General features: G+C 47.9%; 16 protein-coding genes. All 16 read right to left on the bottom strand.

The window, feature by feature from the left end; genetic code table 11:
• Positions 1 to 131: 131 nt before the first annotated feature.
• Positions 132 to 566 carry a methylenetetrahydrofolate reductase C-terminal domain-containing protein gene (locus WCO51_02660; GenBank protein ID MEI6512159.1) on the bottom strand — a complete coding sequence of 145 codons (435 nt, stop codon included), beginning with the start codon at positions 564 to 566 and terminating at the stop codon, positions 132 to 134.
• Between the two features lie 38 nt (positions 567 to 604).
• Positions 605 to 1,570 carry a methylenetetrahydrofolate reductase gene (locus WCO51_02655; protein ID MEI6512158.1) on the bottom strand — a complete coding sequence of 322 codons (966 nt, stop codon included), beginning with the start codon at positions 1,568 to 1,570 and terminating at the stop codon, positions 605 to 607.
• An 85-nt stretch (positions 1,571 to 1,655) separates the two neighbouring features.
• Positions 1,656 to 2,480 (bottom strand): dihydropteroate synthase, encoded by an 825-nt coding sequence (locus WCO51_02650; GenBank protein ID MEI6512157.1) that lies wholly within the window; start codon positions 2,478 to 2,480, stop codon positions 1,656 to 1,658.
• A 134-nt stretch (positions 2,481 to 2,614) separates the two neighbouring features.
• A complete protein-coding gene (locus WCO51_02645) occupies positions 2,615 to 2,914 on the bottom strand; it encodes a hypothetical protein (GenBank protein ID MEI6512156.1) in 300 nt (99 codons plus the stop codon).
• Positions 2,915 to 2,990: 76 nt separating this feature from the next.
• Positions 2,991 to 3,353, bottom strand: coding sequence for an iron-sulfur cluster assembly accessory protein (locus WCO51_02640; GenBank protein MEI6512155.1), 363 nt, complete (start codon positions 3,351 to 3,353; stop codon positions 2,991 to 2,993).
• A gap of 262 nt (positions 3,354 to 3,615) precedes the next feature.
• Positions 3,616 to 4,962 carry a 30S ribosomal protein S12 methylthiotransferase RimO gene (gene rimO, locus WCO51_02635; GenBank protein MEI6512154.1) on the bottom strand — a complete coding sequence of 449 codons (1,347 nt, stop codon included), beginning with the start codon at positions 4,960 to 4,962 and terminating at the stop codon, positions 3,616 to 3,618.
• Between the two features lie 209 nt (positions 4,963 to 5,171).
• Positions 5,172 to 7,340: a DNA gyrase subunit B gene (locus WCO51_02630; GenBank protein ID MEI6512153.1), complete on the bottom strand. Its 2,169-nt coding sequence runs from the start codon at positions 7,338 to 7,340 to the stop codon at positions 5,172 to 5,174.
• Positions 7,341 to 7,447: 107 nt separating this feature from the next.
• Positions 7,448 to 8,431 (bottom strand): beta-ketoacyl-ACP synthase III, encoded by a 984-nt coding sequence (locus tag WCO51_02625; GenBank protein MEI6512152.1) that lies wholly within the window; start codon positions 8,429 to 8,431, stop codon positions 7,448 to 7,450.
• Complete coding sequence (gene plsX, locus WCO51_02620) at positions 8,424 to 9,440, bottom strand: phosphate acyltransferase PlsX (GenBank protein ID MEI6512151.1); 1,017 nt, start codon at positions 9,438 to 9,440, stop codon at positions 8,424 to 8,426. The genes WCO51_02625 and plsX overlap by 8 nt, the downstream gene beginning before the upstream one ends.
• 7 nt (positions 9,441 to 9,447) lie before the next feature.
• Entirely contained in the window at positions 9,448 to 9,645 is a 198-nt protein-coding gene (gene rpmF / locus WCO51_02615) for a 50S ribosomal protein L32 (protein MEI6512150.1), read from the bottom strand.
• A gap of 127 nt (positions 9,646 to 9,772) precedes the next feature.
• The gene (locus WCO51_02610; protein MEI6512149.1) at positions 9,773 to 10,318 is read right to left on the bottom strand and encodes a DUF177 domain-containing protein; all 546 of its coding nucleotides are present in this window, start codon (positions 10,316 to 10,318) and stop codon (positions 9,773 to 9,775) included.
• A gap of 59 nt (positions 10,319 to 10,377) precedes the next feature.
• On the bottom strand, positions 10,378 to 10,899 hold the full coding sequence (locus WCO51_02605) for a hypothetical protein (protein ID MEI6512148.1): 522 nt from the start codon (positions 10,897 to 10,899) through the stop codon (positions 10,378 to 10,380).
• A gap of 6 nt (positions 10,900 to 10,905) precedes the next feature.
• Positions 10,906 to 11,418, bottom strand: coding sequence for a pantetheine-phosphate adenylyltransferase (coaD, locus tag WCO51_02600; protein MEI6512147.1), 513 nt, complete (start codon positions 11,416 to 11,418; stop codon positions 10,906 to 10,908).
• A gap of 99 nt (positions 11,419 to 11,517) precedes the next feature.
• On the bottom strand, positions 11,518 to 12,213 hold the full coding sequence (locus WCO51_02595; protein MEI6512146.1) for an ABC transporter ATP-binding protein: 696 nt from the start codon (positions 12,211 to 12,213) through the stop codon (positions 11,518 to 11,520).
• 2 nt (positions 12,214 to 12,215) lie between these two features.
• Positions 12,216 to 13,520 carry an ABC transporter permease gene (locus WCO51_02590; protein MEI6512145.1) on the bottom strand — a complete coding sequence of 435 codons (1,305 nt, stop codon included), beginning with the start codon at positions 13,518 to 13,520 and terminating at the stop codon, positions 12,216 to 12,218.
• 1 nt (position 13,521) lies between these two features.
• Positions 13,522 to 14,772 (bottom strand): efflux RND transporter periplasmic adaptor subunit (locus tag WCO51_02585; GenBank protein MEI6512144.1); only part of this gene is annotated, 1,251 nt, incomplete at its 5' end.

Genomic DNA, 14,772 nt, shown 5'->3' with positions numbered 1-14,772 from the left:
TCCACCTGCGTGGACTAATTCGAATAGTCCGCGTAGGCGGACTTTGCTCTCAACAGCCGCGAATTTATTCGCAAAACAACCATACCTATTAGTTTTGAGACCACCTAAAAACCGTCGAATCTTCGTACCACTTACTTCTTGGTAAGCTCCTCAATCTCTTTCTTCTTCAACTTCTTGCTCAAAGACATCGGCAAAATCTTACCCGCGAATACGTTCATCCACGCGCTCGTATGTTCCAGCCTGCGGTCGACGGGTATGTGGTATTTCAAGAGCTTTCCGACCATTCCGAATTTTTCGGACCGCTTATAAATCAGCCACCAAATGCAATGTCGCTCGGGATAAACTTCACAATGACCATTATCGCGAGTACCGCCGCAAGGCCCATTTCGTATCTGCTTTGGGCAGCGCATCGGACAGGTGTAGCCGTTATAGCTCAGAACGCATTGACCGCAATCTTGACACCGAAACACCGGTTTTTTCACGCAGTTTTCGGCAATTAACACACACTTATGTAAAGTAGGATGTTTAAGTACGAAGTTACCTATACCTTCACTTATTTTGCTCATTTATTGTTACTCCACTTACGTAGCCACAGGGGATTGTATTACGATGGTTCAGCGACAACTTCCTGCGTATTTTCCACCAAAGGACTTGGCTCGGGTCTGGGTAAGAGGCCAGCCTCCTCCACGATCCTTGCGGTGATCGATTCCCACATAACCGGCATGATGTGCACGCCGCTGACGCCCGGGATATCCTTAAGCCGCTTGATCGTTTCAACGCAAATCGCGATACCCTCTTCTTTTCCATCTTGAGCGGATTTCATCCGCTGGATGTACTCAGGAGCGATACTCATGCCAGGCACATCGTTATTCATATATTCTAATGCCTTCACCGACTTGACCGGCATCACACCCGCAAGTATGAATACTTCGCGATCGAAGCCTTCATCCCGCACGGCCTGCATCCATCGCTCGAACTTGGGAAAATCGAAAACTGGTTGTGTTTGAATGAAGTGCGCACCCGCCCTGATTTTCTTTCCGAGACGGATGATACGAAGACCGAACGGCTCAGCAAATGGGTTCGCTGCGCCTCCGATAAATATCTTGGGAGGAACCTTCATCTCATCGCCGCATAGGAACTTACCTTCGTTCATCCCTGCGCACATGTTAATGAGCTGAAGGGAATCGAGATCGAAAACGCCCTTCGCATCGGGGTGGTTGCCGAAGTTCATATAGTCGCCAGAAAGACAAAGGATATTCTTGACGCCCGCAGCGCATGCTCCGAGGATTTCGGACTGCTGCGCCAAGCGGTTGCGGTCACGGCAGGTCATTTGCATGATCGGCTCGATCCCACCTTCCAGCGCAAACACGCTGGACATCGCAGAACTCATCCTGACAATCGCCGTTTGATTATCCGTGAGGTTAACCGCGTCAGCAATACCTTTGAAATAGCCACTCTTCTTCAGAATAATAGCTTTGTCAGCGCCTTGCGGGGGTCCCATTTCGCTACAAACCACAAACTGACCATCCCTTAACAGGCGTTCGAGATTACTACCAGATACCATACTCATAGGCCTCTACTTCTTATTTTGAGGTAAACAGGTTCGGAGGGAGCTTCACGCTCCCTCCGATTAACAAATGCTTTTTTCCTGTTACCTAAAGATCTTCGAATGCTCCCTCACGTGCGAGCGTTATATATTGCATACTGAAATCATCTAACCCCAGCAGGGATTCGGTTGCCGCAATAAGAGCCATTAGATAGCGATCGTTGGGATCGACTATACCAGCGTCAAGCCCCTTGCCCATGCATAGAATTGTCATTGCCTGATTCAATAGCTTGCGAACCGGCATACCGTGGGAAATATTGCTTAGACCTGCAATGATATGCACTCCAGGAAACTCAGTGTGCAGTTTCTCGATGATATCAAGCATGGTTACAGCAACATCGCTGCCAGTGCCAATCGGGAAAGTAAGCGGATCGACATAAATGTCCTCAATCGGCACTCCTGCAGCAGTAAGGTCTTGCACAAGCTTTCTCGCAACAGCCAAACGCTTTGCGGGTTCCGGCTTAATACCGCCATCGTCCATGGCAAGGGCAATAACCTTTGCCTTGTGCTTCAAAACGAATGGGAGTATTTTCTCATAGCGCTCTTTCTCTGCCGTAATCGAATTGATTAGCGGCTGGCCTTTGCTTGGATCATAGGCATTCAACGCGAGTTCCAGCGCATCGGGATTAGGCGTATCAAAAGAAATCGGAGCGTCGACCGCTTCCATTACAACCTTTGTAAGCCATTCCAAAGCTTCAGGCTCACCCGAAGTAAGCGTTCCGGCATTTATATCGATATAAGTCGAACCTGCCTTAAACTGCTTTATCGCGATATCCTTTATAAAATCAGCGTCACGGTTCTTAACGGCATTTTCGATAACCGGTTCGCCTTTTACCTTACGACTAGTATTAATTCTTTCGCCAACTATAAGCAAAACGTCCCACCTCCGTGAAAATCGTATATTTTTCAAATTGTACCCCGACTACCAATAATTTTCCTATCTAAATAAGCTAAAGCTTCAAGCTAACCAAGCCACTCCTACATCGCCCGCTCTCACTTACTTTTAGGTTAACCGCCAAGTATGGTGATGAGAGCGCCTACATTATTAATCAGGCTGGTATACATCGCTTCTTTGCTCTTCTCATCGGCGCTCTCGTCTTTGGCTTTGTAGGGATTGGCCACCAGCCGCTTATAAAACGTGAGTGGATCAAGGCCGGAAGCCGGATACAAAGTATCGAGCGAGCAGAGCGCACGCAAGGTGCTTTCATCACCGATCATTATAATGATCGCAACGTCCGTCAACATACAGTCGGGTACAAGTTGGCGCACCAGATGGACGTAATGATAGGCAGGTTGAAAATGATCCATCCTTGAAATCTACCCATAATGCTAACAAACAAAAAAGGCGTAGGGGGTATGTCCCCTACGCCTTTTTCAAAATGCTTTAGCTGCCCTTGCAGCCTCCGCAGCCGCTTTCGCCTTCTTCGCCATCCTTGCTGCCGCAACCGCAGCCAACTTGGTTGGGGTTTTCGATTTTGAAGCCGCCGCCGGCAGGATCATCGATGAAGTCGACCTCTGCGCCGTCCATGTATTGCATGCTTAAGGGGTCGATAACGACTTTGACGCCGAACGATTCAAAGAACAGTTCTCCTTCTTCGGCCGGTTGATCGTCCAATGCCATTCCATATTGTAAACCTGAGCATCCGCTGCCTTCCACCCAAATGCGCAAAGAGGCATCTGAACAGCTTTGTTGAGTCAACAAAGACTTGACTTCCTGTGCAGCTCGCTCGGTTAGTGATATCGCCATAATATATTAAACCTCCCAAATTACTTCTCAAACGCACCCAAAATAGAGGCTGCGCATAGTTAATTATACTGCAATGATAGTGGAAAGGGAACGTAGTGCGTAGTGCGTATTACGTATTTCCGGAAAATCACGTCGCTCTGAGAGTAGTCTAAGGGTCTTCCGGAAGAATTTCGACAAGCTCAAAATGACGTCTTTTTAAGACGTAAGGGGGCTTTATCCCCTTTCCCCCAATTCCGGAATACGTAATACGCACTACGCAATACTACGCCATCTCTGCAAAGAGGTCATATTCGGCGGCTTGGGTGATTTTGGCTTTGATGAATGTGCCTAGAGGGGCGGCGCAATCTTTTATGAAGACTTGGCCGTCGATTTCCGGGGCATCGCGATAGCTGCGGCCGATGGAGTAATTGGGGCTTTTCGCGCTTCTGGCTTCAATTAAGACTTCCATCACGCGGCCTTCCCACTCTTTATTCTTGGCTAATGAAATCTTCTGTTGAAGCTGCATCACCTGGCTGTAACGCTCTCGCTTAAGACGCTGAGGAACTTGGTTAGGCATCTCTGCCGAAGGAGTGCCTGACTCGGCGGAATAGAGGAATGCGCCCGCACGGTCGAAATTGGCATCTTTGATGAACTCAAGAAGGCGGTTAAACTGCTCCTCAGTCTCTCCTGGGAACCCTACGATAAAAGTCGTTCGAATCGCCACATCGGGCATGGCCAAGCGCATTCTTTCTAATAGCTTCAAATAGGTCTGCGCATCACCTGGCCGTTTCATCGCCCGCAGAACTTCCTTATCGGCATGTTGAAGCGGGATATCAAAATAATGACATGTATTCGGCAATGAAGCGAGGGTATCGATAAGGGCATCGCTCACACGAGTAGGGTAGCAATAGAGAGGGCGGATCCAATGCAAACCCTCGATTCTGCTTAAATCACGCAAAAGATCGGGCAGCATCAAGCGTTGATAATAATCATGGCCATACTGACTGCTGTCTTGGGCGATTAAATTAATTTCCTGAGTTCCTTCGGAAGCTAGTAAACGCGCTTCCTCAAGAATTCGTTCCATCGGTTTGCTGATATGAGGCCCGCGGAAAGAAGGGATGGTGCAAAAAGTACATTCATGGTCGCACCCCTCAGAAATCTTTAAATATGCCGACCATGGCGCGCCTGCTCTAGCCCGCGTTCCTACATCTGCCCATCGGTGATGAGGGGCTTGAATATCAATCAGGCGTTGAGTTAAACCAAGGGTATTGCCGACAATTTCGCCAAATCGGGACATCTGGCCGACGCCGATAAAGGCATCGACTTCCGGCAAATCCTTCACAAGCGCTTCGCCCAACCGCTGTGGCAAACACCCCGCCACGATCACTTTCTTAGTTTTGCCACGCTTTTTATCCTGAATGGCATCTTTGATGACCGCCAACGCCTCACGTTTAGCCGCCTCAAGAAACCCACAGGTATTTATAACTATCACATCGGGACGAGACGCCGTCCCATCAAGAACGAACCCTTCTTGGCGCAAGACCCCCGCGATCTCTTCGCTATCAACTTCGTTCTTAGCGCACCCCAACGTAATTATCTTAACCGTACCCTTAATCCCTTGCCCGCTCATTTTTATTTCCATTTTAATTCAAGATGAAGCAAAGCATACCATTTTTTAATTCGTAGTGCGTATTACGTATTGCGTATTTCGAAGAAGAAGACAGAGGTAGTGGAGGAGGTTGCTTCGGCACAAACATCCTTGCAATGACACAAATTATTAGTTCCGACACGGTAATCCGCGCCGGAACTTCATACTGGCTATCTTTATGAGCTTATGGTTTACGCGTACCAGTCGACGTCGGTGGCTTCTTTGGCGTGGCGGATTATGAAATCACGCCTTGGTTCGACCTTTTCGCTCATTAGGACGGAAAACATTCTTTCAGCTTCAATCGAGTCTTCCATCGTTACATTTAGGATAGTGCGGTTATCAGCATTCATGGTCGTGTCGCCAAGGTCCTCGGCGTCCATTTCACCTAAACCTTTAAATCTTGTGACTATCGGGTTCTTTTTCTTAGCTTTCTTCATTAATTCATCGCGCTCTTCGGCAGTCTGAGCATAGAACTGCTCATTCTTACCGGTCTTGATCCTATATAAGGGCGGTTTGGCAATATAGATGTGACCGGCTTCTATAAGCGGGCGCATATAGAGATAAAAGAAGGTCAGCAACAGCGTTCGAATATGCTCACCGTCAACGTCAGCATCCGTCATGATGATAATTCGATGATAGCGCAACTTTGAGAGATCGAATTTGGCGTCGATTTCTTTGCCGTTACCACTATTTTTGCTACCGAAAGCTACGGCGCCGTTACCGTTAGCACTCTCAGTTTCAGCATCATCATCGGAAGACCGCAGAGCAATACCCGTTCCTAAGGCGGTGATTAAGGATCGAACCTCGTTATTTTCCAGCACCCTATCCAAACGAGCCTTGCCTACGTTCAAAATCTTTCCTCGCAGAGGCAAAACGGCTTGGTAGCGTCTGTCTCTACCCATTTTGGCCGAACCGCCTGCGGAGTCGCCTTCAACTAGGAACAACTCGCACCGGCTTGGATCGCGCTCAGTGCAGTCGGAAAGTTTGCCTGGAAGCCCACCGATATCTAGCGCGCTCTGGCGCTTAACCAATTCGGCAGCTCGTCGTGCTGCTTCACGTGCGCGTTGTGCGGTAAGAGATTTTTCAATAATCTTCTTGCCAACACCAGGTGTTTCTTCCAAATACTGTGTGAAACCTTCGCCAACGATGGAGTTAACCAGACCTTCAAGCTCAATATTGCCCAACTTAGTCTTCGTTTGACCCTCGAATTGCGGCTGGAGCAACTTGACGGAGATAACAACAACGAGTCCCTCACGCACATCGTCACCGGTGAAGTTGAGGTCTTTGTCTTTCAGCAAAGCCGCTTTTCGCGCGTAGCTGTTAATAACACGCGTTAGCGCTGTTTTGAACCCAGACAGGTGAGTTCCACCTTCCGAGGTGTGAATATTATTGGCAAACGAAATCAGGGTTTCCTGATAGCCTGTGTTATATTGCAAAGCAACTTCCACTTCAGTATCTTCGCGCCCTCTGCGGAAGAAAACTACTTTGTGGAAGGCTTCTTTGTTTTCATTAAGGTTTTCTACTAACTCGGCAATACCATTTTGGTAGTGAAATTCTTGAACTTCCTCGCCGTTAAGCTCATTTTCAAAAGTGATCGTCACCGATGGGTTCAGGTAGGCCAGTTCGCGAATTCGGCTGATTAACATTTCGGGGTGATAGGAGTACTCACCAAAAATTTCTTCGTCGGCATACCATCGCTGGGTTGTGCCGCGATCATCTGAGTTCCCTGCCTTTTCAACAGCAGTTACTGGCGTGCCGCGTTCATATCTCTGCTTCCATATTTGCCCATCACGATGAATTTCGGCTACCAACCAACTTGAGAGCGCTTTCACGCAAGAAACGCCAACACCGTGTAACCCACCGGAAACACGATAACCGCCACCGCCGAACTTGCCACCGGCGTGCAGCATCGTCATAACCGTTTCCAAGCTAGACAAGCCTGTTGTGGGGTGCATATCAACAGGGATGCCGCGTCCATTATCTTTAACACTAAGGCTTTTGTCGGCATGTAGGATACATTCGATACGATCGCAATACCCGGCAAGCACTTCATCAATCGCGTTGTCTAACACTTCGATGAATAGGTGATGAAGACCGCGGTTGCCCGTATCGCCGATATACATGGCAGGACGCAGACGAACTGCTTCCAAGCCTTTTAGAACGGTGATATGTTCCGCATTGTAAGCTTCGTCGGCATGTTCAATGAACTTGCCATCGGCCGTAGCCGGATTTAAGTCAACAGGGATAGCAATACTACTATCGACACCACACTGAGGACATAGAGGTTGACCTGCTTGAAGTTCTGCGCCACAACTGGAACATGTGATTACTGACTGGGTATTTTTGCCTTTTGTTGCCATCGTTTTTCTTTACCGGAAGGATAGATATTTGAAGAAGATTTACTCAAATAATATACCCGATGTGGTATACGAATGTCAACATTTGGCGAAGACCTTTGAACTTGAAATCACCAGCGAATCAAGTTTGTTCCCCAGGAAAATCCAGCGCCAAATCCGATGGTCAAAACGAGGTCGTTGGGCTTGAGTTTACCGATGCTTTCAGCCTCTTCCAAAGCGATGGGTATCGAGGCGCTGGAGGTATTCCCATAACGGTCGATATTGACCATCATTCGCTCCATGCTTATTCCAAGCCGCTTGGCAGCCGCTTCAATAATGCGCAAATTGGCCTGATGAGAAACGAAAAGGTCGATATCATCAAGTTTAAGCCCAGCCTTTTCAAGCGCTTCATTGACTGCATCGACAAAAATATGCACTCCCAACTTATAGACCTCGCGGCCATCCATCCGAAGGTAATGGAGCTTTTGTGTTAGAGATTGCTCACTAAGGGGCATGCGGCTTCCGCCTGCAGGAACACATAAAAGAGAACTCGCAGACCCATCGGCGTGAAGGATTGAGCGCAGCACCCCTCGCTCCCCATCTGAAGCTTCAACCAACACTGCCCCTGCCCCATCGCCAAAAAGCACACAGGTTCGCCGGTCAGTCCAATCAACAAATCGCGACAACGTCTCCGCGCCAATGACCAACGCGTTGCGATACATTCCAGTCTCGATAAACGCAGATGCGCTTGCCAAGGCATAGACGAAACCGGTACATGCGGCGCATAAATCAAAAGCGGCAGCTTTCTTAGCTCCTAGGCCATCTTGAACTTGACAAGCAGTTGCCGGGCAAAGCATATCGGGGGTGATGGTAGCAACGATGATTAGGTCGAGATCGGCAGCATCCATGCCTGCCTTTTGAAGACACTGCGAAGCCGCTTTTATCGCCAAATCGGAAGTCGCTATGCCATCCTCAGCAATCCGTCGATAACGAATACCCGTACGTGTAAAAATCCAATCGTCTGTGGTATCAACGAGTTTTTGAATGTCGAAGTTACTGAGGCAGCGTTCCGGCAGCCCAATGCCTGTGGCACGAATCAAGGCTTTTCTAGACATGCGAAGGTTCTTCCAGGGAAGCGGCTTTGCAAGAGGCTGCCATCGCTTCTATCAGGCCTCCCTCTACAGCTTTCGCTCCCTCTAATATCGCGCTTCGAATAGCTTTCGGCCCTGAGCGTCCATGAGCGATGATGCAAACACCGTTCACACCCAATAAAGGCGCTCCACCGTATTCTTCATAATCCAAACGCTTTTTCAAACGCTGGATATTTTTGTAGAAGAAAATAAGCGGAAATAAAGGGATTAGAAGAAGCTTACTCGAGGGAAAGACTTCTTTCAGGAGTTTGACGAAGAATTCGATCATCCCTTCACCGAATTTGAGCAGCGCGTTTCCGACAAAACCGTCACAAACCACAACATCTGCCCCGTCGGTAAAGAACGATTTACCTTCGATGTTTCCAATAAACCCTGGAAGCTTAGCGGAAAGTAGATCGTAAGCTTTTTTGACAAGCAAATTGCCTTTGCCGCGCTCCTCGCCGATGCTTAGTAAAGCAACTTTCGCATCTTTTACGCCTAGCACACGCTCACTGAATGCTTTTCCCATCACGCCGAATTGAAGCAGCCACTCCGGTTCGCAATCAGTAGTTGCGCCGGAATCGAGCATCACAACATGACCGGCAAGTTTGGGCAAAATGGTCGCGATTGCAGGGCGTTCTACACCTGGGAGCATCTCCCATGAAAGCTTACAAATAGCAACAGCAGCGCCTGTGTTACCGGCGGTGATCAGCGCATCAGCGTTGCCATCTTTTACCATCTGTGCTGCTACCACAAGAGACGAATCAGACTTCTTAATCACGGTTCGGACAGGCGAATCGTCCATCGCCACGACCTGAGAGGCGTGTTGAAGTTTTATGTTGGCAGGCACTTGTTTTGGAAGGTAGAGCTTAATCTGCTCAATATCACCGACCAAGATTATCTCGGCCGGTGTTTTAAGAGCAGCCTCAAGAGCGCCTTTTACAACAGTTTCGGGGGCATGATCACCCCCCATTGCATCAACAGCAATGCGCATGTATTAGTTATGCGCCCTCTTTGCGCTCACCAGCTTTGACCGCTACACGTCGGTTATCGTAAAAACCGCAACTTGGACATGCATTATGCGGCTGGCGTGGTTGGTGGCAGCTCGGGCAGGTACTAACTTCTGCTAAAACCACCTTATAGTGCGTTCGGCGTAAAGCGCCTCGCGCGTGTGAATGACGACGTTTTGGGTTTGGCATATGCTTTAAATCTCCTAAAGTTTCTTATTCTACCGCATTGTCCTGACTTCCATGGCAACAATTACCAGTTTGCTCGACCCATTTTTGAGACGACATGCACATTGCGGTTCTAAACGTTAGCCCTTTATTATGTCTTTTTCCTGCGCCATTTGTCTGCAAGTTCGTTAAAGGCCGGATGGCCAGCTTCAATAACGCATTCATGTGGACCTTCATTCAGGTTCACACCGCAGTTTGGACACAACCCCTGGCAGTCCTCTTTACATAATGTTTGGATGGGCAAATTGATGACAAGGTGCTGATGAATAAGTTCATCAATCAACAAATTATTTTCTTTAAAAAGCGGATAAGGCTCTTCACCTTGAATCACTTGAGCCGAAGAGTGCGCCTGAACTCCACCGGGAATACCTGAAAGCTCAAATTGTTCTTCTAAACTAAATGGGACAGTCTCGGCAAAACGCAGAGCGCATCGGCTGCACTCAACCCAAAAACGGGCAGTAAAATCACCATTCACCAATAGAACTGAACCGGTGTTATTGGCGATCAAAGTCCCGTCAATTGGGTCCATCAACTCAATATCTTTGAAGTCAGGCAGCTCAGATTGGATATCAAAACTAACCGGTCTACCAGGATGCTGGATAATATCGTTTAAATCAAGCGTTCGGGCGCGTTTCATGCTAACACCTCTTTTTTACATTCTTGCGCCTGCGGCTATAGCCTGGCGGCGAAAGCGCTTTAGCCGACCGGTTCGCGATGGCGTTCGATCTTTGTCTTGCCGTTTTGGATAGTCGTCATTACTTTGGCGACCATCGCTTCGATGTTTGACAAGACATCATACGAATAATCGTCAGCGCCCTGACGGATTTTTCGAGCAGATTCTTCAGCGCCTTGAATAATTTCCTGCGCTTGGGCTTTGGCCAGCCGACAGATTTCGCTATCTTCGACCATATGCAATTGTTGAACACGCGCCTGTTCAAGAGCTTGTTCCGCCTGAACACGTACTTGCTCTTTAAGAGTATTGACTTCTTCTCGCGCTTTTTCCACGGTTGTCTGAGCTTCGCCGCGGGCATCATTCACGATACGGTCCGATTCGCGTGTTACACGGTCGGCTCGGCGAACTGATTCGGGAAGACTTGCACGAATCTTGTTAAGAAGCATGAAGCATTCATCGAGATCAAGACCCCATAGCACTTTGCCTACCTTCTTGGCGGCTGTCAGCTCATCCTCAAGTTCCTTCAGCATCTGCAAGAGTTCCATTCGGCTTCACCCTCTTCCCTTTTTCTTTTCATATTGTGCCTTCAATCGTCGCTCAACCGGCACTGGGACGAGACCGGCATAGGGTCCTCCAAGATCGGCAACTTCGCGAACAGCACTTGAAGACAGATAGGAATGCTCCCAGTTAGTCATAACGAATAAGGTTTCGATATTATCCGAAAGACGGCGATTCATCTGAGCCATCTGGAATTCACCCTCAAAATCCGAGACGGCTCGCAGTCCACGAATTATGACACTAGCGCCCTCTTTTATTGCATAGTCAATAAGAAGACCACCAAAAGATTGTACTCTAACATTATTCAGATGACTACAAGATTCAGTCAGCATTTCAATCCGCTCATCCACGCTGAACAACGGCTCGCCTTTTTGGGGATTCCTACCCACTACGACCACCAGTTCATCGATAAGCCGGCTTACACGTTCAATAATATCCATATGACCCATAGTAGGCGGATCAAAACTTCCAGGATAAATAGCTTTTAAACTTCTATGATGATTCACAAGTACCTCTATATAGAGCCTTTAATTATTACATAAATAATACCGACTTTCAGACTCCGAGCACAAAGGGGATGAGGAGTATTGTTTATATGCGACAGTTTATCTCATTTCGGAAGGGGTAGTGAGTTTTGTGTCCGATTCAATAAGGCCGTCTCGAAATTTTAAGGTGCGGTGGGCATATTCAGCGATTTCCGGTTCGTGTGTTACGATGATGATTGTCTTGCCGGCCTTATTGAGTTGTTGGAATACGCTCATGATTTCCTTGCCGGTTGAAGTATCCAGGTTGCCGGTAGGTTCATCGCCAATTACGATTGGGGGATCGTTTACTAACGCGCGGGCTATGGCGACACGCTGTTGTTCACCCCCGGAAAGCTCAAGAGGACTATGATGCATGCGTTTTTCAAGCCCCACTTGAGCAAGCAACTCACGAGCCGAGCGCGCATTTTTCTTATGGGCTGAATAGGTAAGCGGAAGCATCACATTTCGCAGAGCAGTCATCTTTGGAAGCAGATTAAAGCTCTGAAAAACAAAACCTATGGTGTGATTTCGTAAGTGAGAGCGAGAGGTATCGCCTAAACGACCGGCATTCTTACCCAACAGCATGAATCGCCCACCGGTTGGCCGGTCAAGGCAACCAAGAATATTCAATAAAGTCGATTTGCCCGACCCGGATGGCCCCATAATCGCCACAAACTCGCCGGGTTCGATGCTAAAGCTCACGCCCCTCAATGCGGGTACCTCAACAGAACCCAACTTGTAAGTTTTCTCTAAATCAATTGCCTCGATAATTGCCATTTTTATGCTTGCCTTAACGCTTCACTCGGATCAACCATTGCGGCTCGAACAGCTGGGTATAAGCCGAATACAATCCCCACCAGTGCGGATACACTAAAGGAAATGATTATTGCTTGAGCCGAAACGACTGTAACCCAACCCGCGTACAACGCTATCCCGCGCGCGCCCCCCACTCCAAGCCCTACGCCGATGAGACCGCCGATACAGGTGATGACCAACGCCTCCAGCAAGAATTGCCTTACAACATCACTTCGAGTGGCGCCAACACAACGTCTTATTGCAATTTCACGTGTTCTCTGACTGACGGTCGCCAGCATGATATTCATAATTCCAATTCCGCCGACTAGAAGCGAGATACTAGCGATCGCCAACATAACGATATTGAATATCTGCTGAGTCTGCTGACTCTTCCTAATAAGCTCGGCTGGGATAATAATGGCAAAATCATTAATCCCACGATGATGCCGCTCGATTATTGAATGAATAACATCCGAAAGGGGAGCCGTCGCCTCTTCATTTGGGGCACGAACCACAATTTCAGAGATTGGGCTATTTTCGGCGCTGGCGTGAACGTTTAGTTTGCGCCAAAGCTCACTCAGAGCAGATTGTGTTAACGGTATCGCTTGCTCGGCATAAATCTGATAGTCTGAAATCGAGACGGTTATCGGGATATAGACATCAGAGTTGGTATCCCTCAGAGCGGCAAAAGCAGGCGATTCTCCGTAAAGCATCGTCTCCAGATAACCGACAACACGAAATGGTTTCTTGTCGATATGGATAATTTGGCCAATCGGGTCTGTAAAACCTGCTAAGTCTCGTTTTGCCCTCGAACCAAGTACGCAGACAGCTCTTTTGAGTGTGACATCCTCTTGTGAGAGAAAACGACCGTTTTGGAGTCTGAGGCGCAAAACACGGTCATATCCTTCTCCCACCCCCACCACTTTCACAGGCATCGGTCGAGTCCTTAGTTTAACGTCTGCGGAGACTTGGCGCACAGGAACGATTTCAAGCGCATCTGAGCAGATTGCGCGGATACTCTCGGCATCTGAATATCGAAGCCCATTGGGCGACCGCTTCTGAGCCTTTTCTAATAATTCACCCGCGATTGAGATACGCTTCACAACAATAGTATCAGTCCCCATCTCTCTAATTTGCTCCAGCGTTTCCTGCTTGGCGCCTTCGCCAATCGATACCATCGCGATAACAGCCGCGACGCCAAAAATGACACCCATCATCGTCAGTGACGAGCGCATTTTATGGCTGAGCAACTCCATTAATCCGGTACGTAATGAATCAAAAATACTCATCTTAATTCGTCGGTGATGTTGGAATGGGAGCGGTCTTTGAACCTTTCTCTTGGGCGTCTATTGCTTCTTCTTCGGTGGGACGAGAGGGTTCTCGCAAAGCAACCTTTTGGCCAGGGCTTAGCCCTTTCGTGATGATAACAAAATTGTCGTTTTGAAGCCCTATCTTCACAGGGACTTTGCGGAAGCCATAACTTTCCTTGACATAGATAAACGTCTGCCCCATATTCTCCACTACAGCTTCGATAGGGACGTAAACCGCGTTATACACTTGGTCAATCATAAACTCGACATCTGCAGTTATGCCAGGCTTCATTATATTCGTATCCACTTCAGATAATGAGACGGTAACATCAAAGGTTTTCTTCCCAGGAGTGGCCCCTTCCCAAGGGCGACCCTCTGATGCCAAAATCGATATTCCGGATACTTTGCCTTTAAATAGCTTCTTAGGGAATGATTCGAGGCGAACATGAACCGGCATACCAATCCGAATCTTTGGTGTATCGGATTCACCAACCTTCACTTTAACTTGCATTGAGGAAAGGTCTGGTATCTGACAAACTTTTTGGGTGCTGTAGACATTATCACCAGCAGCAAATTGTCTTAGTTCACCACCACTCCAACTATCACGCAATATTACAGCTAAACCATCTATCGGGGCTGTAACGACCATGTTTTTTGATTTAGTCATAGTCTCATTATAAGTTTGCTTTGCATTATCGGCCGCTCTTTTAAGGCTTTTAACAGTCAACGCGCTTTGGTCTTCTTTGATTTTATTCTCTTTGATCTTTTGATCGAGGCCCTGTTGGCCGTTGGCTACTTCCAGCTCCATACGACGTTGCTCCAACTCGGCAACTTCGAGCTCTGATTTAACAATTAACTGTTCAGCGAGAAGTTCTTTGCGCTTATCAACTTTTTGCCCTGCAAGTTTCAGGTCGGATTCATTCGCTTGCTGCTTCCGATAAGCCTGTTCATATTCGGTCTTATCCTTGCTTACAAGAATTTCATGCTCAGACTGAGCATTCCTTAACTCAAGCTCAGTTTTGTCAACTTGAAGCTTCTGATCTTGCAGCTGCTTTTCCACATCTGTTCGGTCGAGAACAAGAACCGTATCTCCCTTTTTTATTTTAGTTCCATCCTCGATAATCGAGATAATCCTACCTTCATATCCAGGGGACACGGAGGCTGATTTTTCGGCTTGAAGCACCCCCGATTCTTGAAAACTGATCGTTAGGTTCCCCCTCAAAACCTTGGC

This window comes from bacterium, assembly GCA_037131655.1.
Lineage (GTDB): Bacteria > Armatimonadota > Fimbriimonadia > Fimbriimonadales > JBAXQP01 > JBAXQP01.
This window is presented reverse-complemented; position numbering and strand designations above follow the sequence as displayed.